This is a genomic window from Actinomycetospora soli (assembly GCF_021026295.1).
GTDB classification, from domain to species: domain Bacteria; phylum Actinomycetota; class Actinomycetes; order Mycobacteriales; family Pseudonocardiaceae; genus Actinomycetospora; species Actinomycetospora soli.
Genome location: NZ_JAJNDA010000036.1, coordinates 1 through 23,429, shown reverse-complemented (window position 1 = coordinate 23,429; position 23,429 = coordinate 1). Strand labels below are relative to the sequence as shown.

The window sequence follows — 23,429 nt, the reverse complement described above, 5'->3', positions numbered from 1 at the left end:
GGGGTCGCCGAAGTCAGCGGTGCGCCACGGCTGACGTCGGGCGTCAGCGGTGTGCCACGGCTGACGTCGGCGAACCCGGTGGACCGTCGTCGGGAACGTCCCTAGTCTCCGGACCCGTGATCTGAGCACCCGCCGTCGTGTCCGTCCTCTCCAGCGTGGGGTGCTCCTTGTCTCCGACGTCCCCGATCACGTACGTCCTCGTCCACGGCGCGTTCTCGACCGCCGCCTCCTGGGGGCCCGTCGCCCGCGGGCTCGCGCTGCGCGGGCACCGGGTGGTCGCCGTCGACCTGCCCGGGCACGGCCTCGACGCCCGCGACACCGGGATGGTCGGCCTCTCCACCGCGGACGACGTCGCCGCGGTGACGGAGGTCGTGCGGTCGCTCGACGGTCCGGTGGTGCTGGTCGGCCACAGCCGCGGCGGGCTCACCGTCACGGCGGTGGCGAACGCCGTGCCGGACCAGCTCGCGCACGTCGTCTACGTGTCGGCGTGGTGCTGCGTCACCGGCGGGCCGTCGGCCTACGCGTCGGTGGCCCCCTCGGCGCTGGACGCGGTGGCGCCGCGCCTGCTGACGGCGGACCCGGCGGAGGTCGGCGAGCTGCGGGTGGACTTCCGGACGACCGACCCCGACGCCCTCGACGCGCTGCAGGACGCGCTGCTCGCCGACGGCACGCGGACGGAGCTGCTCGCGGTGCTGGCGACGATGGACGGGCGGGAGGCGCTCGCCGTCGACGAGGCCGCGGTGACGGTGGACCCCGAGCGCTGGGGCCGGGTGCCGCGCACCTACGTCCGGCTCGGCGGCGACCGGGCCCTCATGCCGGCCCTGCAGGACCGGTTCGTCGCGGACGCGGAGGCGCTCGGCCTCCCGTTCCGGGTGGTCGACGTCCTGACCAGTCACCTCGGGGTGCAGCTGCGGCCCGGCCCGCTGGTGGACGTGCTCACCGAGCTGGCCTGACGACGCGGCGTTCCTGCCACTGGATGACAGCAACGACGCTGTGCTGCCATACCTGGGGCTCAGGCCGCCGTCAGCTCCGCGTAGCGGCCGTGCTCGGACACCAGGTCGGTGTGGGTCCCCGACTCGATCACGCGACCGTGGTCGAGGACGGCGATCCGGTCGGCGTCGCGGACCGTCGAGAGGCGGTGCGCGATCGTCAGGGTGGTGCGGCCGACGGCGAGGGCGTCGAAGGCCTCCTGCACGGCCCGCTCGGTGGCGGTGTCCAGCGCCGAGGTGGCCTCGTCGAGCACCAGCACCCGCGGGTTGCGGAGCAGGGTGCGCGCGATGGCCAGCCGCTGACGCTCGCCGCCGGAGAAGCGGTGTCCGCGCGGGCCGACGACCGTGTCGTAGCCCTCGGACAGGGCCTCGATCACGTGGTGGACCTGGGCGGCCCGGGTCGCCGCGAGGATCTCCTCGTCGGTCGCGTCGGGCTTCGCGTAGCGCAGGTTGTCCATCACGGTGGCGTGCAGAAGGTAGGTCTCCTGGCTGACGACGCCGACGATCGCGGCGAGGTCGTCGAGGCGCAGGTCGCGCAGGTCGACGCCGTCGATGGTGATCCGGCCGGCGTCCGGGTCGTGGAGACGGGCGACGAGCGCGCCGAGCGTGGACTTGCCGGAGCCGGTCTCCCCCACCAGCGCGAGGGTCGAGCCGGCCGGGACGTCGAGGGACACGTCGTCCAGCGCCGGACGGTCGTTGCCCGGGTAGGTGAAGGTGACGCCCTCGAGCCGGAGGTGGCCGCGCGGGTCGTCGAGGTCGACGGGGTGCTCCGGCTCCTCGACCTCGATGCGCGTGTCCTGGTACTCGAAGATGCGGGCGAACAGCGCCAGCGAGGCCGACACCGACACCCCGACGTCGAGCAGCGACGACAGCGGCCGGAACACGCCCGCCTGCAGCGAGGTGAACGCGACGAGCGTGCCGATGGACAGCGCACCCGCCGTCCAGGGCAGGCCCGCACCGAGGTAGATCAGGGCCGGGATCGCGGCGAAGACGATCGACATCGTGGCCATCACCCAGCGGCCGGCGAGCTGGCTGCGCAGCTCCAGGTCGGTCAGGCGCAGCGAGGAGTCGGTGAACCGGGCGACCAGCGCGTCACCCGTGCCGAGGGTGCGCGAGAGGCGGACGCCGTCGATCGACAGGCCCTCCTCGATGGTGACGTTGAGGTCGGCGAGCTCGCGCTGGCGCTGCGCGGTGATGGTGCGCCGCAGCCGGGCGACGCGCCGCGAGAGCAGCACGGCCGGGGGCAGCACCAGCAGCGTCACGAGCGAGAGCTGCCAGGACAGGGCGACCATCGCGACGGCGGACGCGATCACCGTCGTCAGGTTGGCCGCGATGGAGGTGGCGGTGGAGGTGACGACGGACTGCATGCCGCCGATGTCGTTGGTGATGCGGGACTGCACCTCACCGGTGCGCGTGCGGGTGAAGAAGCCGAGCGAGAGCCGCTGCACGTGGGAGAACACGTCGGTGCGCAGCGTGTGCATCACGCGCTGACCGATCTTCGTCGAGATCCAGGTCTGGACGACGCCGAACGCCGCGGTCACGGCGGCGACCACGACCATCCCGACGACGAGCCACACCAGCAGGGTGACGTCGCGCTGCGGCAGCGCGACGTCGATGACCTCGCGCAGCAGGAAGGGCTGGGCCAGCCCGACGATCGACGACGCGACGATCACGGCGACGACGACGGCCAGGGACAAGCGGTACGGGGCGAACAGCCGGGCGATGCGGCGCAGCGAGACCTGCTTGGCCTGCTCGCGGTCGAGTCGGCGCTGTTCGGGGGAGACATCGGAAGGGCGGGGCAAGAAGCGCCTCCTGGGTTCGGCGGATTACTGAGGTAACCTCATGATGAGGCTACAACAGCGATTCCCGCTAGGGTGTTCCCGTGGAGCAGGACGAACCCACGTCGGTCAGCGACCTGTTCTGGGCCGTCGCGCGCCGCCTGCGCCACACCTCCCGCGCGACCCTCGCGCCGTGGGACGTGACCCCGTCCCAGTTGCGCGCCCTCGGGGTCCTGATGCGCCACGGATCCGCCCGCCCGGGGGCGCTCGCGAAGCACCTCGGCATCGCGGCGCGCAGCGCCACCGAGGTCGTCGACGCCCTCGAGGAACGCGGTCTGGTGCAGCGGGAGACCGATCCCGACGACCGCCGGGCCACCCTCGTCGTCGTCACCGAGCAGGGCCGGGAGCTGGGCCGCGCGGTCCGGGCGACGCGGGCCGCCGAGGCCGACCGGGTGTTCGCTGGGCTCCCCGACGCCGACCGCGCGGAGCTGGAACGGTTGCTCCGCCAGGTGCTGGAGCGGCTGGACGACTGACGGGGTCAGCCGGCCTGGTCCCGCCAGGTCGTCACGAGCGGGAGGACGCCGTCCACCAGCTCGACCGGCGCCTCGTCGGCCAGCCCGAGACAGCACACGACCTGCAACCACCGGGCCGACTCGCAGAGCGCCAGCAGCTCGCGGTCGGCCGGGCGCCCGCCGCGCAGGACGGTGGCCTGGTCGTAGTCGTCGACGAGCCCGGTCAAGGCGAGGTCCCACTCGATCGGCCCGAGGCAGGCGTGCTCGAGGTCGGTGACGACGGGTCCGTCCGCGGTCATGAGGACGTTGTGCGTGGGCGCGTCCCCGTGGACCGGCTGCAGCGCCGCGTGCGGGAAGGCCGCGGCGAACCGCTCGGGCGACCCGAACACCGCGTCGATCCGCGCGTGCTCCCGACGCGCGAGCGCCAGGTCGTCCGGCCCGACGAGCTCCGGGTGGTCGCCGAGTGCGTCGAGCATCCCGGTCATCCAGTCGTCCCAGAACACCAGGAAGGGCAGATCGACGTCGACCCCCCGCAGCGCCGCGTGCAGGTCGGCGACGTAGCCCGCCGGGTCGTCCAGCTCCGCGCTCACGATCGGCACGTACTCCCACGCCGTCATGACGAAGCCGTCGCGCTCGAGCGGGACGGCGGGCAGCAGGGGCGAGGGACCCGTCGTCGGGAAGCCGACCTCGCGGAGCGCGACCGAGACCGCGAGCTCGTCCCGGCGCTCGGCGAGGGTGCGGGTCGGGTCGGCCCGCCGGGTCGGCGGGAGCACCGTCGGAATCCGCATGACGACGGGTGCGGGCGCGAGATGCACGACGACGGAGAAGAGGTCGTGCAGCACCACCGGCGCCCCGACGTCGAGCCCGTGCTCCTCGGCGACGGCCTGCGCCGCGACCACCGCCCGCGCCGTCCGGGCCGCGCGGTCCGCCTCGTCGATCGCCACCGGCGCACGCTCCCACGGGTTCACGTCTCCAGCGGCAGCCGGCCCTCGACGGTGAACTGCTCGTCGTCACGCTCGGCGAGCACCGAACCGTCGCGGTCCTCGAAACGCTCGCCGAGGGCCTCGAAGTCCTCGGCCCGCGGGTCGTCGGTGGCGCCGTCGTGGGTGACGACGATCCGCGCCTCGGCCCCGCGGCGGGCGATCGTGACGTGGCAGGTGGAGGCGTCGGGATGCCGGGCCGCGTGTCCGACGGCCACGTCGACCAGGGCCGCGAACAGGCCGTCGACGTCGTCGGGCAGCGCCGCGTCCTCCCCCAGCACCGCGAGCTCGACCCCGGCCGCGTCGAGACGGGAGCGGCCGGCGACGAGCTCCCGGGCCACGGCCGACCTCGGTGCCTCCGCGGGCTTTGGGACCGCGGGGCCCGGCTCCGCGTGCTCCGGGGACCCGCCGTCCGTCGGCCCGCGCTCCGTCGACTCCTGCTCCGGGGACTCGCGCTCCGGGGCTTCGCGCTCCGGGGACTCGGCCGCCGGAGTCGGGGTGCCGCCGGGCAGCGCCGCGACCGGGACCACCGCGCGGGCCGCCGTGAGCTGCCACCACCGCGTCAGGCCCTCGATCACGAGGCCGGTCACCACGGTGCCCACCGCGGCCGTGAGCACCGCGAACACCGGCGCCGAGCCGGCGAGCCCCACCACGAGGCCGACCGCCACGACCACCACGGCGAACCCGGCCGTCCCGGCCCGCGCGGGCAGCAGCAGCCGCAGGCTCCCGGCGAGGAACCCGGCGAAGGCGATCCAGCCGAGGCCGAGGGCGACGACGGGCACCGCGACCAGGCAGGCGAGCGCGAGCAGCGCGACCGCCGTCGCCTCCCGCGAGCGCGCCACCCCGGGGCGGCTGACGTAGCCGAGCTGGACGGCGGCGACGCCGAGCGCCAGGACCAGACCGAGCAGCCCGCCCAGGAGGTTCAGCCCGGGCGCGACGCCGGCCCACGCCAGGAGCGCGTAGCCGACCACGACGGCGACGACGAGTGCGGTGACGGATCGGTCGGTCGGGGTCGTCACCCGGCGGAGGGTACGGCCCCGCCGGTCACGCCTGGCTCGCCGGAGCGTCCTCCGCCGCACCCGCCACGGGTGCCCGGTAGCGCCAGAAGGCGGGGAAGGCGAGGACGACCAGGATCGTGCCGACCACGACGGCCGCGCCGCCGATCGCGGTCGCGGCCCCGGTGCCGACCGCGTCCGCGGCCCAGCCGTGCCACAGGTCGGCGACGCGCGGCCCGCCCGCCACGACCACCACGAACACGCCCTGCATCCGGCCGCGCATCTCGTCGGTGGCGACGGTCTGCAGCATCGTCGAGCGGAACACCGAGCTCACGAGATCCGCGGCGCCGGCGGCGGCGAGGAGCAGCACGGCGAGCCACAGGACCGAGGTCAGGCCGGCGAGGGCGACCCCGACGCCCCACACGCACACCGCGATCGTCACGGCGACGCCCTGGCGCGCGATGCCGTGCAGCCGCCCGGACAGCAGCCCGCCGAGCGCGGCGCCGCCCGCGATCGACGCGGAGAGCAGCCCGTAGGCCGCCCCGCCGCCGTAGGTCTCCACGGCCGCCTCGGGGAACACCGCGCGCGGCATGCCGAAGCCCATCGCGACGAGGTCGACCAGGAAGCTGACCAGCAGCACCTTCGACATCGCGGCGTAGCGGAAGCCCTCGACGACGGAGCGGAGCCCCGCGCTGGTGCGGATCGCGTGCAGCACCCCGCGCACGCCGCCCTCGGCGTCGGCGCCGACAGGCAGGCGCGGCAGCCGGTAGGCCGCGTAGATCGAGACGGTGAGGCAGACGGTGTCGACGAGGTAGAGCACCCCGACGTCGATGAACGCCAGGGCCACGCCGCCGACGAGCGGCCCGGCGAAGGCCCCGAGCTGCTGCACGGTGAACCACAGCGTGTTCGCCGCGGGCAGCTGGTCCAGCGGCAGGATGCGGGGCAGCACCGCGGATCGGGTGGGTTGGTTCACCGCGAGGCAGGCGGTCTGCACCGCGAAGATCACCAGCACCGTCCACGGCCCGCCGATGTGCGTCAGCGCGCTCACCCCGAGCAGCGCGGAGGTCACCGCGATGCCGATCCCCGAGACGACGAGCAGCATGCGCCGGTCGACCGCGTCGGCGATCGCCCCGCCCCAGAGCCCGAACACCACGAGCGGGACGAGCCCGAACAGGCCGGTCAGCCCGACCCACGCCGACGAGCCCGTCATCTCGTAGAGCTGGAAGGGCACCGCGACGACGGTCAGCTGGGCCCCGACGACGGTGACCACGCCCGCCGTCCACAGTCGGCGGAAGGCGGGTGTCCGCAACGGGGTCGTGTCGGCGAACAGGCCCCGTGATCGTTCGCTCACCTCACGATTCTAGGTGGCTCCGCCAGGTGAGCACTAACGGTCGCTATAGCGACCGTTAGTGCTCACGAGGCCGGAGGCCACCTAGGGAGCCAGGCGCTCGACCACCCAGTCGCCGCGGGCGGGGTTGAAGCGGAACCGCAGGCGGTCGTGCAGCCGCGAGGTGCGCCCCTGCCAGAACTCGACGTGCGTGGGCAGCAGCCGCCACCCGCCCCAGTGCGGCGGCGGCGGGACGTCCTGCCCGTCGAACCGGGACTCCACCGTGGTGTAGAGGTCCTCGAGCACCTGCCGGTCGCGCACGGTGGCCGACTGCGGCGACGCCCACGCCCCGAGCTGGGACGTGCGGGGACGGCCGGACCAGTACTCGGCGGTCTCCTCCTTGCCGAGCAGCTCGACGGTGCCGATCACGGTGGCCTGCCGCTGCAGGCCGTACCAGGGGAAGGTCGCCGACGCCTGCCGCGTCTGGCGCAGCTGGTGGGACTTCTCCGAGGTGTAGTTGGTGAAGAAGGTGACGCCGCGGTCGTCGATGTCCTTGGCGAGCACCGTGCGGCTGGTCACCCGGTACTCGTCGTCGACCGTCGCGAGCACCATCGCGTTCGGGTCCGGCAGCTCCGCCTCCCGGGCCTGCCCGAGCCACGTCGCGAGCTGCTCGTGCCAGGTCGACGCGAGGTCGTCCAGCTCGAGTTCGCCGGCGCGGTAGTCGACCCGCAGGTCCGCGATCGGTGCGTTCACCCGCCCACGGTAGGCACGGGGGCCTGCTCGCGGGAAGGCCGTGAGAGATGGGACAAATCGCGCCGGAGGTGTACGCGCCCGTCACGGGACGTGGGGCAGGACACAGCAGCGGAGGGGCGACCTTGCGAGGATGCCGGGGTGACCGCTGAATCAGTGACGATCCCGGCCGAGCTCCTCCCCGCCGACGGACGCTTCGGGTGCGGCCCCTCCAAGGTGCGTCCCGAGCAGCTGCGGGCGGTGGCCGACGCCGCCGACGTCATGGGCACCTCGCACCGGCAGAAGCCGGTCAAGGACCTGGTGGCGCGCATCCGCTCCGGGCTGGGCACGCTGTTCGACCTGCCCGAGGGCTACGAGGTCGTCCTCGGCAACGGCGGCTCCACCGCGTTCTGGGACGCGGCGGCGGTCGGGCTGATCCGGGAACGCTCGCTGCACCTGACCTACGGCGAGTTCTCCTCGAAGTTCGCGGGCGTCGCGAAGGGCGCGCCGTTCCTCGCCGACCCCGTCGTCGTCTCGAGCGACCCCGGCTCGGCCCCCGAGCCGCGCTCCGACGACTCGGTGGACCTCATCGCGTGGGCCCACAACGAGACCTCGACCGGCGTCGCCGTCCCCGTGGCCCGCCCCGCGGGCAGCGAGGGCAGGCTCGTCGCGATCGACGCGACCTCCGGGGCCGGTGGGCTGCCGGTCGACGTCTCTCAGGCGGACGTCTACTACTTCGCCCCGCAGAAGGGTTTCGCCTCCGACGGCGGGCTGTGGATCGCGCTGATGAGCCCGGCCGCCCTGGAGCGGGTGGAGCAGATCGCGGCGACCGACCGCTGGATCCCGGAGTTCCTCTCCCTGCCGACCGCGATCGACAACTCGCGTAAGGACCAGACCTACAACACCCCCGCGGTCGCCACGCTGATCATGCTGGCCGACCAGGTGGAGTGGATGAACGCCGCGGGCGGGATGTCCTGGACCACGGCGCGCACGAAGGACTCGTCGGAGCGGCTCTACTCCTGGGCGGAGAAGTCGGCCTTCGCGTCCCCGTTCGTGGCCGAGCCCGCCCACCGCTCCCAGGTGGTGGGCACCGTCGACTTCGCCGACGAGGTCGACGCGGCGGCGGTGGCGAGGATCCTGCGGGCGCACGGGGTCGTCGACACCGAGCCCTACCGCAAGCTCGGGCGCAACCAGCTGCGGATCGGCATGTTCCCCGCGGTCGACCCGGACGACGTCTCGAAGCTGACCGAGTGCATCGACCACGTGGTGGGCGCGCTCACGGGGGCGTGAGAACCGATCCGGCGCGCCTCCCTCGAAGGGGGCAGGCGCTCGCCTAGCGTCGTCGGTGGACGTGCAGGGCTAACCGGGGAGGCCGATCATGCGCGAGCTCCGGGTCGTGGGCCTGGGTGACGACACGTCGACGGTGATCCTCGAGGACCCGATCCGGCACGAGCGGTTCACCATCCCCTCCGACGAGCGCCTCCGGGCCGCCGCGCGGGGCGACGTGCGGCGGCTGGGCCAGATGGAGATCGAGACGACCTCGCCGCTGCGTCCGCGCGACATCCAGGCGCGGATCCGCAGCGGCGAGTCGGTCGCCGACGTCGCGGCCGGGGCGGGGGTCCCGGCCGCGCACGTCGAGCGGTTCGCCTACCCGGTGCTGCTCGAGCGCGCCCGGGTCGCCGAGATCGCGCGGCGGGGGCACCACGTGCCCGCGGAGGGTCCGGCGGACCCGCGCACGCTAGGCGAGACGATCGGTGCCGTGCTCTCGGGGCGCGGGCAGGACGCCTCGGACGCGTCCTGGGACGCCTGGAAGGGCGAGGACGGGCGCTGGGTGGTGGCCATGTCGTGGCGCGCCGGCCACTCCGAGCACCTCGCCCACTGGACCTACACGCCCGGCGCCTCGGGCGGGGCCGTGCTGCCGCGCGACGAGGCGGCCCGGGACGTCATGGGGCTCGCCCCCGCGCCCGGACCGCGACGCGCGGACGGCAGCGCCGCCCGACCCGCCGTCGGGAACGAGCCGGCCCAGGAGGAGCCGGTCGAGGCCGAGCAGGACCAGGAGCAGGAGTCGGCGGTCGCCGTCGGCGGCGGCCCGGCGCCACGGCCCACCGCCCCGCGCGCGGCCACCGGGCGCACCCGCGGGTCCCGCGCCGTGCCCGACCAGCGCGCGCCCGAGCGGCCGCGCCCGGCCCGGCCGCGGGAGAGCGGGCGCACCGACCCGGGCCGCGACGACGGCGGGGGCGGCAAGGGGCGGTCGAAGTCCCACCCGATCGTCCCCTCCTGGGAGGACGTCCTGCTCGGCGTCCGGTCACCCCGCGGCTAGCGCCGCGACCACCAGGGGCGGCACCGCCAGCCCCATCCCGACGAAGGTCCCCCACACCGCCCACCGCCAGGTGGGCACCGTGCGGTTCAGCCACAGCGCGGGCACCAGCCCCGCGACGACCACGAGGTCGATCAGCACCCCGAACCACCCCAGCCCGGCCACCAGCGGCAGCGCGAGCGTCACGTTGGCCGCCAGGACGAGGCCCGCGACGATCGCCGCGAGGGTCAGCCCGGTCGCCCACGGGGTGGGTTCGGTGAAGACGGTCGAGACGGTGCCCGGCGTGCGCCGGGCCCGCCGGGTGCCGGTCAGCGGCACCGCCGGGACCCGCGGCGCGGTCGTGACCGCCCGCAGGGGGATGCGCAGCCCGCTGACCGGGTCGCGGTAGTCCACGGGACGCCGCAGGACGACGGAGACCCGCGCGGCGAGGTGCCGGCCGGTCCGGCTCACCCGGACCCCCTCCGACGACCGCGGACCGGCCCCCGAGCGCTCCCACGCGTCGGCGGCGCGGGCCCAGTCGTCGAGCAGCGCGACGAGTTCCGGGCTCAGGTCCGCGCCCGGCGCGTAGTGGCCCCACCCGTCGTCGGCGACGGCGCCGACCGGGTGGTCGCCGACGAGCGCGCGGCCCCGCCGGGCGCCGACCTCGAGCACCGTCACGCGGTGACCCCGCTGCCGACGGCGTGGAAGGCGACCGCACCCGCCGTCGCGACGTTGAGGGAGTCGACGCCCGGCACCATCGGGATCCGCACGCGCCGGTCGGCGAGCGCGAGGGCCTCGTCGGACAGGCCCGGGCCCTCCGCGCCGAGCAGGAGGGCCACCCGCGCCTCCGCGGCCAGCGCGGCGGGCGGCACGTCGCCCGCGGGCGTGAGGGCCCCGAGGACGAAGCCGTGGGCCCGCAGGGCGGCCGTGAGGGCGTCCCAGGGGGCGGTCAGGAACGGCACGTGCAGCACGTGGCCCATCGACACGCGCACGCTGCGGCGGTAGAGCGGGTCGGCGCAGCCCGGCCCGAGGAGGACGGCGTCCACGCCCAGGGCGGCGGCGTTGCGGAACAGCGCGCCGAGGTTCTCGTGGTCGTTGACGCCCTCGAGCACCGCGACCCGCGTCGCTGTGGCGAGGAGCACGTCGAGGTCGGGCTCCGGGGCGCGGCCGGCGCTCGCGAGCACGCCGCGGTTGAGGTGGAAGCCCACGACCCGGGCCATGGTGTCGGCGTCGGCGACGAACGCGGTGACGTCGAGCGGGGCCAGCTCCGGCTCCAGCTCGGCGATCCGGCGGGGCACGCCGAGCAGGGCCCGCGGCGGGTAGGGCGAGGCGAGCAGCCGGCGCACCACCACCGTGCCCTCGGCCAGCACCAGGCCCCGTCCGCCGGGGCGGTCGGGGCGGCGGTCGGCGCGCGAGAGGTCCCGGAAGTCGGCGAGGAGGGCGCGGCGGGGGTCGGGTGGGTCGGGGTCCCCCGCGTCGTCGAGCTCCACGATCCGCACCACGCCCGCATCGTTCCAGACCTGATCTCCGCGCCGTCGGAGGTCGGGCTCCGCCCGGCCCCGTCGTCCCCGACCGGTCCCGGGTGTGCCGTCCGGGGGCACGGGGCATGCCGGTGGCGGGCACGGCGCGCGGCGCTCGGCCCTGACGACAGGGTCGGCGACTGACAGGATGGGGTCGGCCGGGGAGGCGCAGCGGGACTCGACCGAGGACCGTCGGGCGCCCCCCGGATACGGGAGGCGACAACGTGAGCGAGATGCGGGTGGTCGGCGTCCTGGCCGTCGACGACGCGGCGCAGCAGACGACGTCGGACGCCAACCGGCATCCGGTGGTGCTCCTGCAGGAGACGACGGGCAAGCGGTGCCTGCAGATTTGGATCGGCCTGGCCGAGGCGGAGGCGATCGCCCTGGAGCAGCAGGGCCGGTTGCCCGAACGGCCGTTGACGCACGTCCTGATCGCCGACGTCGTGTCGGCACTCGGCCGCACCCTGGAGCGGATCGAGATCACCGAGGTGCGCGGCGGGACCTTCTACGCCGACCTGGTCTTCGACCGCGGGCTGCGGGTCTCCGCCCGGCCCAGCGACTCGATCGCCATCGCCCTGCACGTCGACGTGCCGATCCACGCCACCGAGGCCGTCCTGGTCGAGGCGGGCGTGCTGGTCGACGACGACGAGTCCGAGGGCTCCGCGGGCGACGGGGACGGCGAGGGGGTGCCCGACGAGGAGGAGGTCGACCGCTTCCGGGCGTTCCTCGACAACGTCTCGCCCGAGGACTTCGGCCGGGGTTCCTGACGGTTCCCGCGACGGGATTGCGCACACCCGCCGATCCCGCTCCTGCGACCACCGCATCTGCATGTGCGCCGAGCGGTGGCGTCCACCACGCCACCTCCGCTGAACGGACGCTATGACGAGGCGAACGGTGCTCGACCCTGGTGTGTGACACACGGCTGTGTCACCGTGATCCGGGTCGTCGGGGGAGAGCACCGCCCGACCCCTGCCGGACACCACGGGCAGGGGCGCGGGCCGAGAGAGGGAGCCGGGCACTGATGGGGCCGACCGCCGTACCGACCGCACCGGCGCACTCCCGCGACCACCTCGGCAGCCCACCGTGCTGCCGACCCGCGGCGGGAGGCGGGATCCGGCTCTGATGGGTCGGGTCGTCTCACGCACCGTCCTGTCCGACCGCGACGAGTACCGCAGCAAGGTCCACCGCTGCCTCGACGCCCTCCGTCGGATGGTCGCCGAGGGCCGGTTCGCGGCCGACGAGCTGCGCACCGGGGTGGAACTCGAGCTCGCCCTGGTCGACGAGGGCATGCGCCCCGCGATGCTCAACCACGCCGTGCTCGACCGGTCGGCGTCGGACCTGCTCACCACCGAGCTGGGCCGGTGGAACCTCGAGATCAACCTGCCGCCCCGGACGCTGCCGGGCACCTCGGCCTGCGAGCTCGAGGACGACATGGCCGCCTCGATCGGCTGCGCCCGCCGCTCCGCGGCCGTGGTCGGCGCCACCCCGGTGACCATCGGCATCCTGCCGACCCTGCGGCCCGAGCACCTCGACTCCGACCAGCTGACCGACGACCCGCGCTACGACCTGCTCAACCGCCAGATGGTCGGCGCCCGCGGGGAGCCCTTCCACCTGGACATCGCCGCGCCGGGCACCGCCGACCCCGAGCACCTCGTGCTCGACGTCGACTCCATCGCCCCCGAGGCGGCGTGCACCTCGCTGCAGCTGCACCTGCAGCTCACCCCGGAGACCTTCCCCGCACACTGGAACGCCGCACAGGCGATCGCGGGGGTGCAGGTGGCCCTGGCCGCGAACTCGCCGTTCCTGCTCGGGCACCGGCTGTGGGCCGAGACGCGGGTCCCGCTGTTCGAGCAGTCGGTCGACGTCCGCCCCGTCGAGCTGCGCAACCAGGGCGTCCGGCCCCGGGTGTGGTTCGGCGACCGCTGGGCGTCCTCGGTGACCGACCTCTTCGAGGAGAACGTCCGCTACTTCCCCGCGCTGCTGCCCCTGTGCGACGACGAGGACCCGCTCGCGGTGCTCGACGACGGGTGCGCGCCGCAGCTGCACGAGCTGCGGCTGCACTCCGGCACCGTGTGGCGCTGGAACCGGCCGGTGTACGACGTCGCCGACGGGGTCGCCCACCTGCGCTTGGAGAACCGGGTGCTGCCGGCCGGGCCGACCGCGGTCGACGCCGTGGCCAACGCCCTGTTCTTCTACGGCCTGGTCCGGGCGCTCGTGGCGAGCGAGCACCCGCCGTGGACCTCGATGACCTTCGCGGCCGCGCACGAGAACTTCGTCGCGGGCGCGCAGCACGGGCTCGACGCCGAGCTGTACTGGCCGGGACAGGGCAAGGTGGCGGTCGACCGGCTCGTGCTCGACACGCTGCTGCCGCTCGCCCGCGCCGGCCTCGCCGCCTGGGACGTCGCACCCGACGTCGCCGACCGCTACCTCGCCGTCATCGAGGCGCGCTGCCGGTCGGGGTGCACGGGGGCGTCCTGGCAGACGGCGATGGTGCACGCGCTGGAGAAGGACGGCTGCACCCGCCCGACCGCGATGGAGCGGATGCTCGAGCGCTACGTGACGAACATGGCCGAGAACATCCCGGTGCACGCCTGGCCGGTGACGTAGCCGGGGTCAGGCCGGCGCGACCCCGAGGGCGCGGGCGCGCCGGGCCTGCCAGGCCACGACGGCCGCGGCGACGAGCACCGTCGCCACCGTGAGCACGCCGCCGACCACGAGCGGGGCCCGACCGCCCCAGGCGTCGGCCATCCAGCCGAGCACCGGACCCCCGAGCGGGGTCCCGCCCAGCAGCACGAGCACGTACAGACCCATCACCCGGCCCCGCATCGACTCCGAGACGCCGAGCTGCACGGCCGCGTTGGCCGCCGTCGTGAAGACCAGCTGCCCGAGGCCGGTGGGGACGAGCAGCAGCGCCGTGAGGGCGTAGGTGGGCATGACGCCGGTGAACAGCTCGGCGACGCCGAAGAACAGGCCCGCGAGGAGCACCGTGCGCAGGCGCGGGCGCCCGACGCGGCGGGCGGCCACGAACGTGCCCAGCAGGCAGCCGACGGCGAGCGCGGAGGTCAGCAGGCCGTAGGACTCGGCGCCCCGGTCGAAGACGAGCCGCGCGGTGATCGCGAGCGTCATGAAGAAGTTGATGCCGAACGTGGAGACGAAGAACACCACGGTGAGCAGCAGGATGAGATCGGGTCGGCGTCGGACCTCGCGCAGCCCGTCCCGGATCGCGCCCTTCGCCCGGGCGGCCCGTTCGTAGGCGAACATGTCCGCCGGCCGCATGAGGGCCAGCCCGGTGAGCACGGCGGCGAAGGTCGCGAAGTTGACCAGGAACACCCAGCCGGTGCCGACCGCGGCGATCATCAGGCCGGCCACCGCGGGGCCGACGATCCGCGCGGTGTTGAACGTCATCGAGTTCAGGGCGACCGCGTTCGTCAGCGCCTCCGGCCCGACCATCTCGCCCGCGAACGACTGCCGCACGGGGGCGTCGACGGCGGAGAAGCAGCCGTTGACGAAGCAGAGCAGGTAGACGATGCCGAGGGTCGCGGTGCCGGTGACGTCGAGCAGCCCGAGCACGAGCGCGCAGAGGCCCATCCCGACCTGCAGGCCCATGAGGACCCGGCGCTTGTCGTACCGGTCGGCGAGCGCGCCGCCGGCGAGGGAGAGCAGCAGCGTGGGCCCGAACTGCAGGGCCGCGGCCACGCCGAGGGCGACCGGGCTCCCGCCCGAGAGGTTGAGGACCAGCCAGTCCTGGGCGACCCGCTGCATCCAGGTCCCGACGAGCGAGACCACCTGGCCGGAGGCGAAGAGCCGGTAGTTGCGGATGCGCAGCGAGGCGAACATGCCCGCCGACGCATCCACTGCCACGTTCCGTGAGCCTACCTAATCAACTCGCCTCCGGCCCGTGACTCAGGACTTGGTGTCCTCCAGGGCGAACCCGATCTTGACGGTCACCTGGAAGTGCGCGACCTCGCCGTTCTCGACGTGCCCGCGGATCTCGCTGACCTCGAACCAGCCGATCTCGCGGATGGTCTGCGAGGCACGCCGGATGGCGCCCTTGACCGCCTCGTCGACGCTGACCTCCGACGTCCCCACGACCTCGGTCTTCGAGTAGATGTTGTCCGCCACGCAGGCCTCCTCGTCCGGTCGGGTGCACGGGCGTCCACCCGTCGAACCCGTACCCGTTCTCGTCCGGACACCACCAGGACCGGACATCCGGCCGCGGAGCCACGTCGGGCGGAGACGCCGCCGAGCGGCCATGCTCATGCCGGTCGAGTCGAACGACGGGGAGGACAGCGTGGACCCCACGCCGGGACGGCCGGGCCCGACCCGGACCGCACCGGAGCCCGAGTACGGCGCCCCGCGGGCGCTGTGGCGGGGGCTCGCACGGATCCCGGTGCCCCCGCCGTTCCACCCGCGCACCTGGCGCAGCCCCCTGCGCGGGACGTGGCTGACCTCGGTGTTCGGTGCGGTGCTGCTCGTCGGGCTGCCGATCGTGATCCTCACCGGGCTGCTGTCCTACATCGCCTACGGTCCGCAGTTCGGACAGGCCATCCCGGCCGACGTCGGGGGCCTGCACCTGCCGTTCTTCGACTGGCCCACGAACCCGTCGTGGTTCTACCGGCTCACCCAGGGCCTGCACGTGGTCGGCGGGATGATCCTCACGCCGATCGTCCTGGCCAAGCTGTGGTCGGTGGTGCCGAAGCTCTTCGCCTGGCCCCCGGTGACGAGCGTCGCCCAGCTGCTCGAGCGCATCTCGCTGCTCGCGCTGGTCGGCGGGGTGCTCTTCACCTTCGTCACCGGCCTGATGAACTCGCAGTACGACTACTCGTGGGGCTTCGGGTTCTACACCGCCCACTACTACGGGGCCTGGGTCTTCATCGCGGGCTTCGTCGCGCACGTGGCGCTCAAGCTCCCGACGATGGTCCGCGCGCTCCGCTCGGGCCCGCACGGCACCGGGGCCCTCGCCCGGTGGCTGCACGACACGCCGGCGGAGACCGAGCCCGAGCCGATGGACTCGCACGGTCTCGCGCCGCTGGACCCGAACCGGCCGACCCTGTCCCGCCGCGGCCTGCTCGGCCTGGTCGGCGGCGGCAGCGTCCTCGTCGGGGTGCTGTCGATCGGCCAGACCTGGGACGCGCTGCGCCCGCTGGCCCTGCTCTCGCCCCGCGGGCAGTCCTACGGCGACGGTCCGAACGACTTCCAGATCAACCGCACGCTCGCCGGCTCGGGGATCGACCCGGCCGCGCTCGGGGACGGGTGGCGGCTGCGGCTGACCGGCGGGACGAGCGAGGTGTCGCTGTCCCGCGACGACCTCGCCCGCATGCCCCAGCACACGGCGGTGCTGCCGATCGCGTGCGTGGAGGGCTGGTCGACGACGCGGACCTGGTCCGGCGTGCGGCTGCGCGACCTCGCGGCACTCGCGGGGGTCCCCGAGCCCGACGACGCGTTCGTGCAGTCGGTCGAGACGTCCGGGGCCTTCGCGCGGGCGACGTTGCAGTCGAACCAGGTGCTCGACGAGGACTCGCTGCTCGCCCTGCGGGTCGGCGACGACGACGGCGGGCCGATGGCCGACCTCTCCGGCGACCACGGCTTCCCCGCGCGGGTGATCGTCCCGGCGCTGCCCGGGGTGCACAACACCAAGTGGGTGGCCTCGATCGACTTCCGCCGGAGGCAGGCATGACGCTCTGGCGGCGCCTCTACGGCGCCAACCCGCTGCACCTGCTCGTCATGCTCGGCTGCTTCGCGCTGTCGGCGTACGTGGTGTCGATGGTGTGGGAGGACCCGACCTGGCTCGCGCTGCTGATCTGGTTCCTCGGCGCCGTGATCGGCCACGACCTCGTGCTCTACCCGCTGTACGCCCTGGCCGACCAGCCGGTGGTGCTCGCGCGGTGGGCCCGGCGCCGGTACGGCCGGGAGCGGCCGGTGCTGGTGCCGGCGATCAACCACGTGCGGGCGCCCGTGCTCGGGTCGGCGGTGCTGGGCCTGATCTACCTGCCGACCATCACGCGCCACGGCGAGGACGCGTTCCGGTTCACCGCCGGGCTGGGCATGGAGGGGATCCTCCAGAACTGGCTGCTGATCACCGCCGCGCTCTTCCTCGGCAGCGCGGTGGTCTACGCGGCGAGGTGCGGCTTCGCCGCACGTGAGCAGAAAAGGTCGCTATAGCGACCTTTTCTGCTCACCTGCGAAGCACCTACGCCTGAGCGGCGAGCGGGCGCTCGGCCAGCTCGGCCTCCTTCTCGCGGATGATCGGCAGGACCTTCTGGCCGAACTGCTCGATCTCCTCCTTGACGTGCAGGAAGCAGAGCAGGTTCAGGTCGACGCCGAGCTTCTTGTACTCGATGACCCGGTCGGCGACCTGCTCGGCGGTGCCGATGAGCTGGGTCTTGAAGCCGTCGTTGTACTGGACGAGGTCCTCGAACGACGACTCCGCCCACATGCCCTTGCCGTCGGAGGCCGAGCTGCCGGCCTGCTGCACGGCCTGGCGGAAGCCCTCGACCTGCTCGACGTTCGCCTTGTCGACGATCTCGCGCAGGGTGTCCCGGGCCTCCTTCTCGGTGTCCCGGACGATCATGAAGCCGTTGAGGCCGAAGTTCACCGTGCGGTCGTGGGCGGCCGCCTCGGTGTTGATGTCGTTCAGCTGCTCGACGACGCCGTCGAAGTCCTTGCCGTTGGAGAAGTACCAGTCGGACACGCGGCCGGCCATCTTGCGGGCCGCCGTCGAGTTGCCGCCCTGGAAAATCTCCGGGTGCGGACGCTCCGGGGTGTTGAGGGGCTTCGGCTTCAGCGAGTAGTCGTGGAAGCGGTAGAAGTCGCCCTTGAACTCGAAGTTGTCCTGCTCCCAGATGCCCTTGAGGCAGGAGATGAACTCCTCGGTGCGCCGGTAGCGCTCGTCGTGCTCGAGCCACGGCTCGCCGAAGGCGGTGAACTCGCCCTTGAACCAGCCGGAGACGACGTTGGTGGCGAACCGGCCGTTCGTCAGGTGGTCGGCGGTGGCGCCGAAGTTGGCGAAGACGCCGGGGTGCCACATGCCGGGGTGCACGGCGGCCATGACCTTGAGCCGCTCGGTGGCCATCATGATCGCCAGCGACAGCGAGGTCGACTCGTGCTGGTACTCGGCCGAGTAGCTGGCCATGTAGCGGACCTGGGAGAGCGCGTACTCGAAGCCGTTGTTCTCGGCGGCGATCGCGGTCTCGCGGTTGTAGTCCCAGTTCCAGTCGGTGCGCTGTTCGATGCCGCTGGTGACGAGGCCCCCGGAGACGTTGGGGACCCAGTAGGCGAACTTCAGGGGTGCGGTCGGGGTGCCGACGGACACGAGGCCTCCTCGAGGCAGGGGGACGCCCGGGACGACGGGCGGGAGTGGACGGGGCGCGCAGGCGTCAGGAACGACACGCCTGGGTCGCGAGGAGCCCGAAGTCGACGTGCCGGCGGCGCGTCAGTGGCACTCCTGCGTTACCCATCGGGCACAACCGTTGCGGCCGGTCGTCCCGGTGTCAACCAGACGACGACCGGCTCACACCTCAGCTCCCGAACGCCGCCCGGATCGGTCCTACCGCGAAGTAGGCCACGAACGCGACGGCCACGACCCACATCAGCGGGTGCAGGGTGCGGGCCCGGCCGGTGGCCGCGTGCAGCACGACCCAGCTGATGAACCCGACCCCGATGCCGTTCGCGATGGAGTAGGTGAACGGCATGACGACGATCGTGAGGAACACCGGGAGCGCGACCCGGAACTCGCCCCACTCGATGTCGCGGACCCCGCCCATCATCAGGGCCCCCACGACGACGAGCGCCGGTGCGGCCGCCTCGACCGGCACCACCTCGTAGAGCGGGGTGAAGAACATGGCGGCGAGGAAGAGCACGCCGGTCACCACGTTGGCGAGGCCGGTGCGGGCGCCGCTCGCGATGCCGGACGCGGACTCGACGAACACGGTGTTCGAGCTCGACGACGCCGCACCGCCGGCCACGGCACCCGCGCCCTCGACGACGAGGGCCCGCCCGATGTTCGGCAGCTGTCCCTTCTCGTCGAGCAGGTTCGCCTGCCGGCCGAGGCCGGTCATCGTCCCCATGGCGTCGAAGAAGTTGGCCAGCACCAGCGTGAACACGAGCAGGGTGACCGCGATGATCGGCAGCCGGGTGAAAGCGCCGAAGGAGACGTCGCCGACGAGCGAGAGGTCGGGGAGCCCCACCACCGACGACGGCACGCCGGGGTAGCCGAGGTTCCAGCCCTGGGGGTTGGTGCCGTTCGACGGGCCGACCTGCGCGATCGCCTCGACGACGATCGCGAGGACCGTCGTCGCGACGACGCCGATGAGGATGCCGGCCTTCGTGCCGCGGGCGACCAGGACCGCCGTCAGGAGCAGACCCACGCAGAAGACCGCCGTCGGCCAGCTCGCGATGGAGCCCTCGATGCCCAGGCCGACCGGGACCGTGGTGTTCGCGGCGTCCGGGATGCGCCGGACGAACCCTGCGTCGACCAGTCCGATGAGCGCGATGAAGGCGCCGATCCCGGCCGCGATCGCGATCTTCAGCGCGTCCGGGATCGCGGCGAAGACCGCCGTGCGGAACCCGGTGAGCCCGAGGATCACGATGATGATGCCCTCGATGACGACGAGGCCCATCGCCTCCGGCCAGGTCATCTGCGGGGCGATCGTCACCGCGACCAGGGTGTTGATGCCGAGCCCGGTGGCGAGAGCGAACGGGAAGTTCGCGATCAGGCCGAACAGGATCGTCATGACCCCGGCCACCAGCGCGGTCACCGCCGCGACCTGCGGCACCGACAGCGTCGCGCCGAGCACGTCGCGCTTGGCGCTGGGCGCGCCCGGGTCGAGGCTGCCGAGGATCAGGGGGTTGAGGACCACGATGTAGGCCATCGTCACGAAGGTGACGAGCCCGCCGCGGACCTCCGCCCCGACGGTCGACCGGCGTTCGCTCAGGTGGAACAGTCGCTCCAGCACGGCGGCACCCTAGCGCCGATCACCCCGCCGTAGGGTGCGTGTGTGGTCGAACCCGGCTGGCAGCCCCCGCCGCTCCCCCGGCGCCTCACCGATCCGGTGCGCCCGGTGCTCGTCGGCGTGGCCGTGTGGGTGGTCGCGCTGGTCGTGCTCGCGGTCGTGGGCGGGCCGGGCCCATGGCTGTGGGCCTGTGTGGTGGGTGTGGCGCTCGGAGGGATCGGCCTCTCGGTGCTGGCACTGCAGCGTCGGGCCGTCGCCCGCGGGTCGAAGGGCGCCCAGAAGCTGTAGTGCCAGCTCCTCAGAACGGTGGCTCGCCGTCGAAGGGGTTCGGGGGCTGCTGGTGGCGTCTCCTCTCGCGTGCGTCGATGTCGCGCAGCGTCTGCTGCTGCGCCTCGGTGAGGTAGCCGTACTTGTTCGTGCGGGGTCGCCACGGTCGCTGGGGTCGGGGTTCGCCGCGGGTGTCGGTGATGCCGTGGTCGAACCGCTCTCGCGGTACCGGCCGGAGTGGTCGGTAGGGGTCGGGTTCGACGATGTGGTGGGTGCCGGTGGGCGCGGTCCACAGGAACCGGCCGGGGCGGGTCTGGCGGACGGTCCAGCCCGAGGTGGGCTCATGTTTGCGCAGGTGGTCACCGACCGACAGGGCGCCGAGGTTGTCAGCCTGGGTCGGTCCGCCCAGGGCGTGGTCGTGGGTGTGGTCGATCGCGCACGCCGCGGCCGCGACGGTGCACATCGGGAACCGGCACGTGCGGTCGCGGGCGTGGATCCAGCGGGTCAGCTCGGCGCCGGGGAACCGGTGGTTCGCCTCGCGGGTGGTGTGGGCGGGGTGCTGCTCGGCGGGTCGTTCCCGGGCGACAGCGAGTGCACGTCGGGTACGGCGTGAGCTTGACCCCGTAGACCGGACACCTGGGGTGTGGGGTCAGTGATCTTGGTCGGGGTCGGTGTGGCGGGCTTCGAAGTCGACCGGTGAGAGCATTCCGATGCTGGAATGGCGTCTGATCGGGTTGTACCAGCACTCTATCCACTCGAAGATCCCGGTCGCAAGTTCAGTGCGTGATTCCCACTTGCGGGAGTCGAGCAGTTCGAGTTGCATCGTGCCCCAGAACGATTCCATCATCGAGTTGTCGTAACAGTCACCGATCGAACCCATCGACGGGACGATCCCCGCCTCGACCAGACGCCGCCCGAACGCCCACGACGTGAATTGTGACCCGTGGTCGGAGTGCAGGACCGTGGAGCCGTCGCTGATCGGTTTCCGGCGCAGGATCGCCATACCGAGGGCGTCGGTGACCAGTTCGGTGCGCATGTTGTCATCGATTGACCAGCCCACGACCCGTTGTGAATACACGTCGAGGACCGCGGCGCAGTAGATCTTTCCTTCCCTGGTGTGGTGTTCGGTGATGTCGGTGACCCACAGCCGGTCCGGGCCGGCGGCGGTGAAGTCCCGGTCGACCAGGTCCGGGTAGGGGTCGGCGGCAGGGTCGCGTCGGGTGCAGCGGCGGGTGCGGCGCCGGTAGAGGCCCTGCAGCCTGGCCTCGCGCATGAGCCGGGCCACCCGCTTGCGGTTGACCCGCTCGCCGAGCCCGAGGACGAGTTCGGCGTGCACCCGCGGGGCGCCGTAGGTGCCGCGGGACTCGCTGTGGATCTTCTCGATCACCTTGGCCAGCAACTCGTTCTGCTGGGCGCGCACCGACTTCACCCCGGTCCGCCATTCGTAGTATCCGGAGCGGGAAACGTTCAGCACCCGGCAGGCCACCGCGACGTCGATGCCGTCGTCGGCGAGTTCACAGACCAGCGGGAACACTACTTTGGGAGGACGTTCTCCTTCGCGAAGTACGCCGCGGCCCGCTTGACGATCTCGAGCTCGACCTCGAGTCGTTTCGCCTTCTTCCGCAACTCGGCGAGCTCGGCTCGCTCATCGGTGCTCAAGCGGCCCTGCTCGACGCCGTTCTTGCCGTCGTCGGCGTCGGCCTGGGCCATCCAATTCCGCAGGCAGGACTCGGAAATGCTGAGCTCTTTCGCGATCTGGGCGACGGGTTGCTCGCCCAGACGGGCAAGCTCGACCGCTCGACGCCGGAACTCAGGCGCGTGTGGGGCAGGCACGAAGACGATCCTCCCTGGCGGACCGGGTCCACCTCAGGCGAGGTGTCCGGTGGGAGGGGTCAAGCTCAGCGGGCGAGTTCGGCCCAGATACCCACGAGGTCGTCGGGGAGGCCGTCGACCTCTGAGGTGTTCGCGGTGAGTTCGACGACCTGCCGCCGATAACGCGGGTCCGCGCCCCGCGTGCGTGGAGGCGTGACGAGCAGGACGTGCTCCAGCTCCCCGTCCTCGTCGTAGAGCAGCACCCGGAACTGGGCGCAGGTGCGGGCCCAGACGCCACGGTGGGCGTCCCAGCCGGTGAGCGTGCCGACGCGCACCTGGCCATGGGCGCGGCCGAGCCCGAGCGCGCACGCCAGAGTGGTGCGCAGCGTGGCGGGGCTGAACACCAACCCGCGGTCGGTCATGCGTGACGCCAGGCCCCGTGGGTCGACGCCCCGGACCCTGGGATCCGGCTCGTCCAGGGGCGGTGGGTCGGGTTCGGGGTCACCGGGCTGCCACCCCGACCGCGCGCCAGGCGCACCGGGAACCTCCGGGTCCACGGCCGATTCCTCACCGCGATCTGGAGTGCTGCCGACCGAGCCGTCGCCGCCGTCATCCGGCGCGCCGTCGCTCAGGTCATCCCCGCCGGAGTCACCGCCGCCGGAGTCATCGCCGCCGGAGTCATCGCCGCCGGAGTCATCGCCGCCGGAGTCATCGCCGCCGGAGTCGTCGTCCGCGCCGCGGTGATCCGCGCTGTCCTCGCGGCCGCCGCTCGGCGGGCCGCCCTCGGACGGTTCGTTCTCAACCGGGTCGTCGGCGGAAGTGCCGCCGTCAGCGGTCGGGCCGCCGTCAGCGGCCGGGCCGTGGTCGTCAGGGCCCTTGCGGCCGCCGTCGGGGCCGCCCGGAGGGGCCGCCCTCGTCCGGGTCGCCATCGGAGGGGTCGTCGGGGAGGTCGTCGAGGTCCGGTGGGTCGCCGTCGCCGTCGGTGAGGCCACCGGAATTGGGGCCACCAGAATCGGGGCCACCGTCGGAGGGGCCGCCGTCGTCCGGGCCACCGTCGGAGGGGCCACCATCGGAAGGGCCGTCGTCGTCGGGGTCGCCGTCGTCGGGGTTGCGGGGAGGCGGGGGTGGGGTGAGGTCGGCGACGACCGGGCGTGTCACGGCAACCGTGTAAGCAGCGGACGGACCAAGATCGACTTCCGTGCCGGGCATGGTGGTCGGGAAGGACGTCCCAGTGAACGACGAAGATCTTCAGTCGGTCGCCAACGACGCCGCG

The 23,429-nt window shown here is 73.3% G+C and carries 25 protein-coding genes; 9 read left to right on the top strand and 16 right to left on the bottom strand.

The window, feature by feature from the left end:
* The first annotated feature begins 167 nt into the window (after positions 1-167).
* Positions 168-953 carry an alpha/beta hydrolase gene (locus LN037_RS30340; protein ID WP_230760527.1) on the top strand — a complete coding sequence of 262 codons (786 nt, stop codon included), beginning with the start codon at positions 168-170 and terminating at the stop codon, positions 951-953.
* Positions 954-1,012: 59 nt separating this feature from the next.
* Here the strand turns inward: LN037_RS30340 and LN037_RS30335 are convergent, their stop codons facing one another.
* On the bottom strand, positions 1,013-2,791 hold the full coding sequence (locus LN037_RS30335; protein WP_305059901.1) for an ABC transporter ATP-binding protein: 1,779 nt from the start codon (positions 2,789-2,791) through the stop codon (positions 1,013-1,015).
* A gap of 80 nt (positions 2,792-2,871) precedes the next feature.
* On the opposite strand from LN037_RS30335, the gene LN037_RS30330 reads away from it, so the two are divergent.
* Complete coding sequence (locus LN037_RS30330) at positions 2,872-3,300, top strand: MarR family winged helix-turn-helix transcriptional regulator (protein ID WP_230760525.1); 429 nt, start codon at positions 2,872-2,874, stop codon at positions 3,298-3,300.
* 5 nt (positions 3,301-3,305) lie between these two features.
* Here LN037_RS30330 and LN037_RS30325 read toward each other — a convergent pair whose 3' ends face one another.
* The 4 genes from LN037_RS30325 to pdxH form a co-directional block, all read right to left on the bottom strand.
* Positions 3,306-4,223, bottom strand: coding sequence for an aminoglycoside phosphotransferase family protein (locus LN037_RS30325; RefSeq protein WP_230760523.1), 918 nt, complete (start codon positions 4,221-4,223; stop codon positions 3,306-3,308).
* Between the two features lie 20 nt (positions 4,224-4,243).
* Entirely contained in the window at positions 4,244-5,278 is a 1,035-nt protein-coding gene (locus tag LN037_RS30320) for a sensor histidine kinase (protein WP_230760521.1), read from the bottom strand.
* Between the two features lie 25 nt (positions 5,279-5,303).
* Positions 5,304-6,605 carry an MFS transporter gene (locus tag LN037_RS30315; RefSeq protein WP_230760519.1) on the bottom strand — a complete coding sequence of 434 codons (1,302 nt, stop codon included), beginning with the start codon at positions 6,603-6,605 and terminating at the stop codon, positions 5,304-5,306.
* 81 nt (positions 6,606-6,686) lie between these two features.
* On the bottom strand, positions 6,687-7,334 hold the full coding sequence (pdxH, locus tag LN037_RS30310; RefSeq protein WP_230760517.1) for a pyridoxamine 5'-phosphate oxidase: 648 nt from the start codon (positions 7,332-7,334) through the stop codon (positions 6,687-6,689).
* A 138-nt stretch (positions 7,335-7,472) separates the two neighbouring features.
* Here pdxH and serC point away from each other — a divergent pair, with 138 nt between their 5' ends.
* Positions 7,473-8,600 carry a phosphoserine transaminase gene (gene serC, locus LN037_RS30305; protein ID WP_230760515.1) on the top strand — a complete coding sequence of 376 codons (1,128 nt, stop codon included), beginning with the start codon at positions 7,473-7,475 and terminating at the stop codon, positions 8,598-8,600.
* A gap of 88 nt (positions 8,601-8,688) precedes the next feature.
* Entirely contained in the window at positions 8,689-9,630 is a 942-nt protein-coding gene (gene sepH / locus LN037_RS30300; RefSeq protein WP_230760513.1) for a septation protein SepH, read from the top strand.
* Here the strand turns inward: sepH and LN037_RS33970 are convergent.
* On the bottom strand, positions 9,616-10,284 hold the full coding sequence (locus tag LN037_RS33970) for a DUF2537 domain-containing protein (protein ID WP_230760511.1): 669 nt from the start codon (positions 10,282-10,284) through the stop codon (positions 9,616-9,618). The two genes, sepH and LN037_RS33970, sit on opposite strands and share 15 nt — an antisense overlap.
* On the bottom strand, positions 10,281-11,108 hold the full coding sequence (locus tag LN037_RS30290) for a TrmH family RNA methyltransferase (RefSeq protein WP_372460565.1): 828 nt from the start codon (positions 11,106-11,108) through the stop codon (positions 10,281-10,283). The genes LN037_RS33970 and LN037_RS30290 overlap by 4 nt, the downstream gene beginning before the upstream one ends.
* Before the next feature lie 242 nt (positions 11,109-11,350).
* Here LN037_RS30290 and LN037_RS30285 point away from each other — a divergent pair, with 242 nt between their 5' ends.
* Both LN037_RS30285 and LN037_RS30280 read left to right on the top strand, forming a co-directional pair.
* The gene (locus tag LN037_RS30285; protein ID WP_230760510.1) at positions 11,351-11,893 is read left to right on the top strand and encodes a bifunctional nuclease family protein; all 543 of its coding nucleotides are present in this window, start codon (positions 11,351-11,353) and stop codon (positions 11,891-11,893) included.
* A 355-nt stretch (positions 11,894-12,248) separates the two neighbouring features.
* Positions 12,249-13,733 carry a glutamate-cysteine ligase family protein gene (locus LN037_RS30280; RefSeq protein WP_230760508.1) on the top strand — a complete coding sequence of 495 codons (1,485 nt, stop codon included), beginning with the start codon at positions 12,249-12,251 and terminating at the stop codon, positions 13,731-13,733.
* A 6-nt stretch (positions 13,734-13,739) separates the two neighbouring features.
* Here the strand turns inward: LN037_RS30280 and LN037_RS30275 are convergent, their stop codons facing one another.
* Both LN037_RS30275 and LN037_RS30270 read right to left on the bottom strand, forming a co-directional pair.
* On the bottom strand, positions 13,740-14,987 hold the full coding sequence (locus LN037_RS30275; protein ID WP_308286216.1) for an MFS transporter: 1,248 nt from the start codon (positions 14,985-14,987) through the stop codon (positions 13,740-13,742).
* 42 nt (positions 14,988-15,029) lie between these two features.
* The gene (locus tag LN037_RS30270) at positions 15,030-15,248 is read right to left on the bottom strand and encodes a dodecin (RefSeq protein WP_230760506.1); all 219 of its coding nucleotides are present in this window, start codon (positions 15,246-15,248) and stop codon (positions 15,030-15,032) included.
* Positions 15,249-15,417: 169 nt separating this feature from the next.
* Between LN037_RS30270 and LN037_RS30265 the strand changes: the two genes are divergently transcribed.
* The gene (locus LN037_RS30265; RefSeq protein WP_230760504.1) at positions 15,418-16,803 is read left to right on the top strand and encodes a molybdopterin-dependent oxidoreductase; all 1,386 of its coding nucleotides are present in this window, start codon (positions 15,418-15,420) and stop codon (positions 16,801-16,803) included.
* Entirely contained in the window at positions 16,800-17,288 is a 489-nt protein-coding gene (locus LN037_RS30260) for a hypothetical protein (RefSeq protein ID WP_230760501.1), read from the top strand. The genes LN037_RS30265 and LN037_RS30260 overlap by 4 nt, the downstream gene beginning before the upstream one ends.
* Positions 17,289-17,316: 28 nt before the next feature.
* Here LN037_RS30260 and sfnG read toward each other — a convergent pair whose 3' ends face one another.
* Positions 17,317-18,438, bottom strand: coding sequence for a dimethylsulfone monooxygenase SfnG (sfnG, locus tag LN037_RS30255; protein ID WP_230760499.1), 1,122 nt, complete (start codon positions 18,436-18,438; stop codon positions 17,317-17,319).
* A gap of 205 nt (positions 18,439-18,643) precedes the next feature.
* Positions 18,644-20,080 carry an NCS2 family permease gene (locus LN037_RS30250; protein ID WP_230760496.1) on the bottom strand — a complete coding sequence of 479 codons (1,437 nt, stop codon included), beginning with the start codon at positions 20,078-20,080 and terminating at the stop codon, positions 18,644-18,646.
* A 42-nt stretch (positions 20,081-20,122) separates the two neighbouring features.
* On the opposite strand from LN037_RS30250, the gene LN037_RS30245 reads away from it, so the two are divergent.
* Positions 20,123-20,365, top strand: a complete 243-nt coding sequence (locus tag LN037_RS30245; protein WP_230760494.1) for a DUF2530 domain-containing protein — start codon at positions 20,123-20,125, stop codon at positions 20,363-20,365.
* A gap of 10 nt (positions 20,366-20,375) precedes the next feature.
* Here LN037_RS30245 and LN037_RS30240 read toward each other — a convergent pair whose 3' ends face one another.
* From LN037_RS30240 to LN037_RS30220, 5 genes are all read right to left on the bottom strand, one after another.
* Complete coding sequence (locus LN037_RS30240; RefSeq protein WP_230760492.1) at positions 20,376-20,807, bottom strand: hypothetical protein; 432 nt, start codon at positions 20,805-20,807, stop codon at positions 20,376-20,378.
* A gap of 186 nt (positions 20,808-20,993) precedes the next feature.
* Positions 20,994-21,878: an IS3 family transposase gene (locus LN037_RS30235; protein ID WP_230760490.1), complete on the bottom strand. Its 885-nt coding sequence runs from the start codon at positions 21,876-21,878 to the stop codon at positions 20,994-20,996.
* A complete protein-coding gene (locus LN037_RS30230; RefSeq protein WP_230760241.1) occupies positions 21,878-22,177 on the bottom strand; it encodes a transposase in 300 nt (99 codons plus the stop codon). Before LN037_RS30230 ends, LN037_RS30235 begins: the two co-directional genes overlap by 1 nt.
* 65 nt (positions 22,178-22,242) lie before the next feature.
* A complete protein-coding gene (locus LN037_RS30225; protein WP_230760487.1) occupies positions 22,243-22,578 on the bottom strand; it encodes a hypothetical protein in 336 nt (111 codons plus the stop codon).
* A gap of 445 nt (positions 22,579-23,023) precedes the next feature.
* The gene (locus LN037_RS30220; RefSeq protein WP_230760485.1) at positions 23,024-23,314 is read right to left on the bottom strand and encodes a hypothetical protein; all 291 of its coding nucleotides are present in this window, start codon (positions 23,312-23,314) and stop codon (positions 23,024-23,026) included.
* Positions 23,315-23,429 lie beyond the last annotated feature (115 nt).

Coding starts and splice junctions, on each gene's coding strand:
- sepH (WP_230760513.1), top strand. CDS start 8,689: ATGCGCGAGCTCCGGGTCGTGGGCCTGGGTGACGACACGTCGACGGTG.
- LN037_RS30240 (WP_230760492.1), bottom strand. CDS start 20,807: ATGTGCACCGTCGCGGCCGCGGCGTGCGCGATCGACCACACCCACGAC.
- LN037_RS30260 (WP_230760501.1), top strand. CDS start 16,800: ATGACGCTCTGGCGGCGCCTCTACGGCGCCAACCCGCTGCACCTGCTC.
- LN037_RS30280 (WP_230760508.1), top strand. CDS start 12,249: ATGGGTCGGGTCGTCTCACGCACCGTCCTGTCCGACCGCGACGAGTAC.
- LN037_RS30225 (WP_230760487.1), bottom strand. CDS start 22,578: ATGACCGACCGCGGGTTGGTGTTCAGCCCCGCCACGCTGCGCACCACT.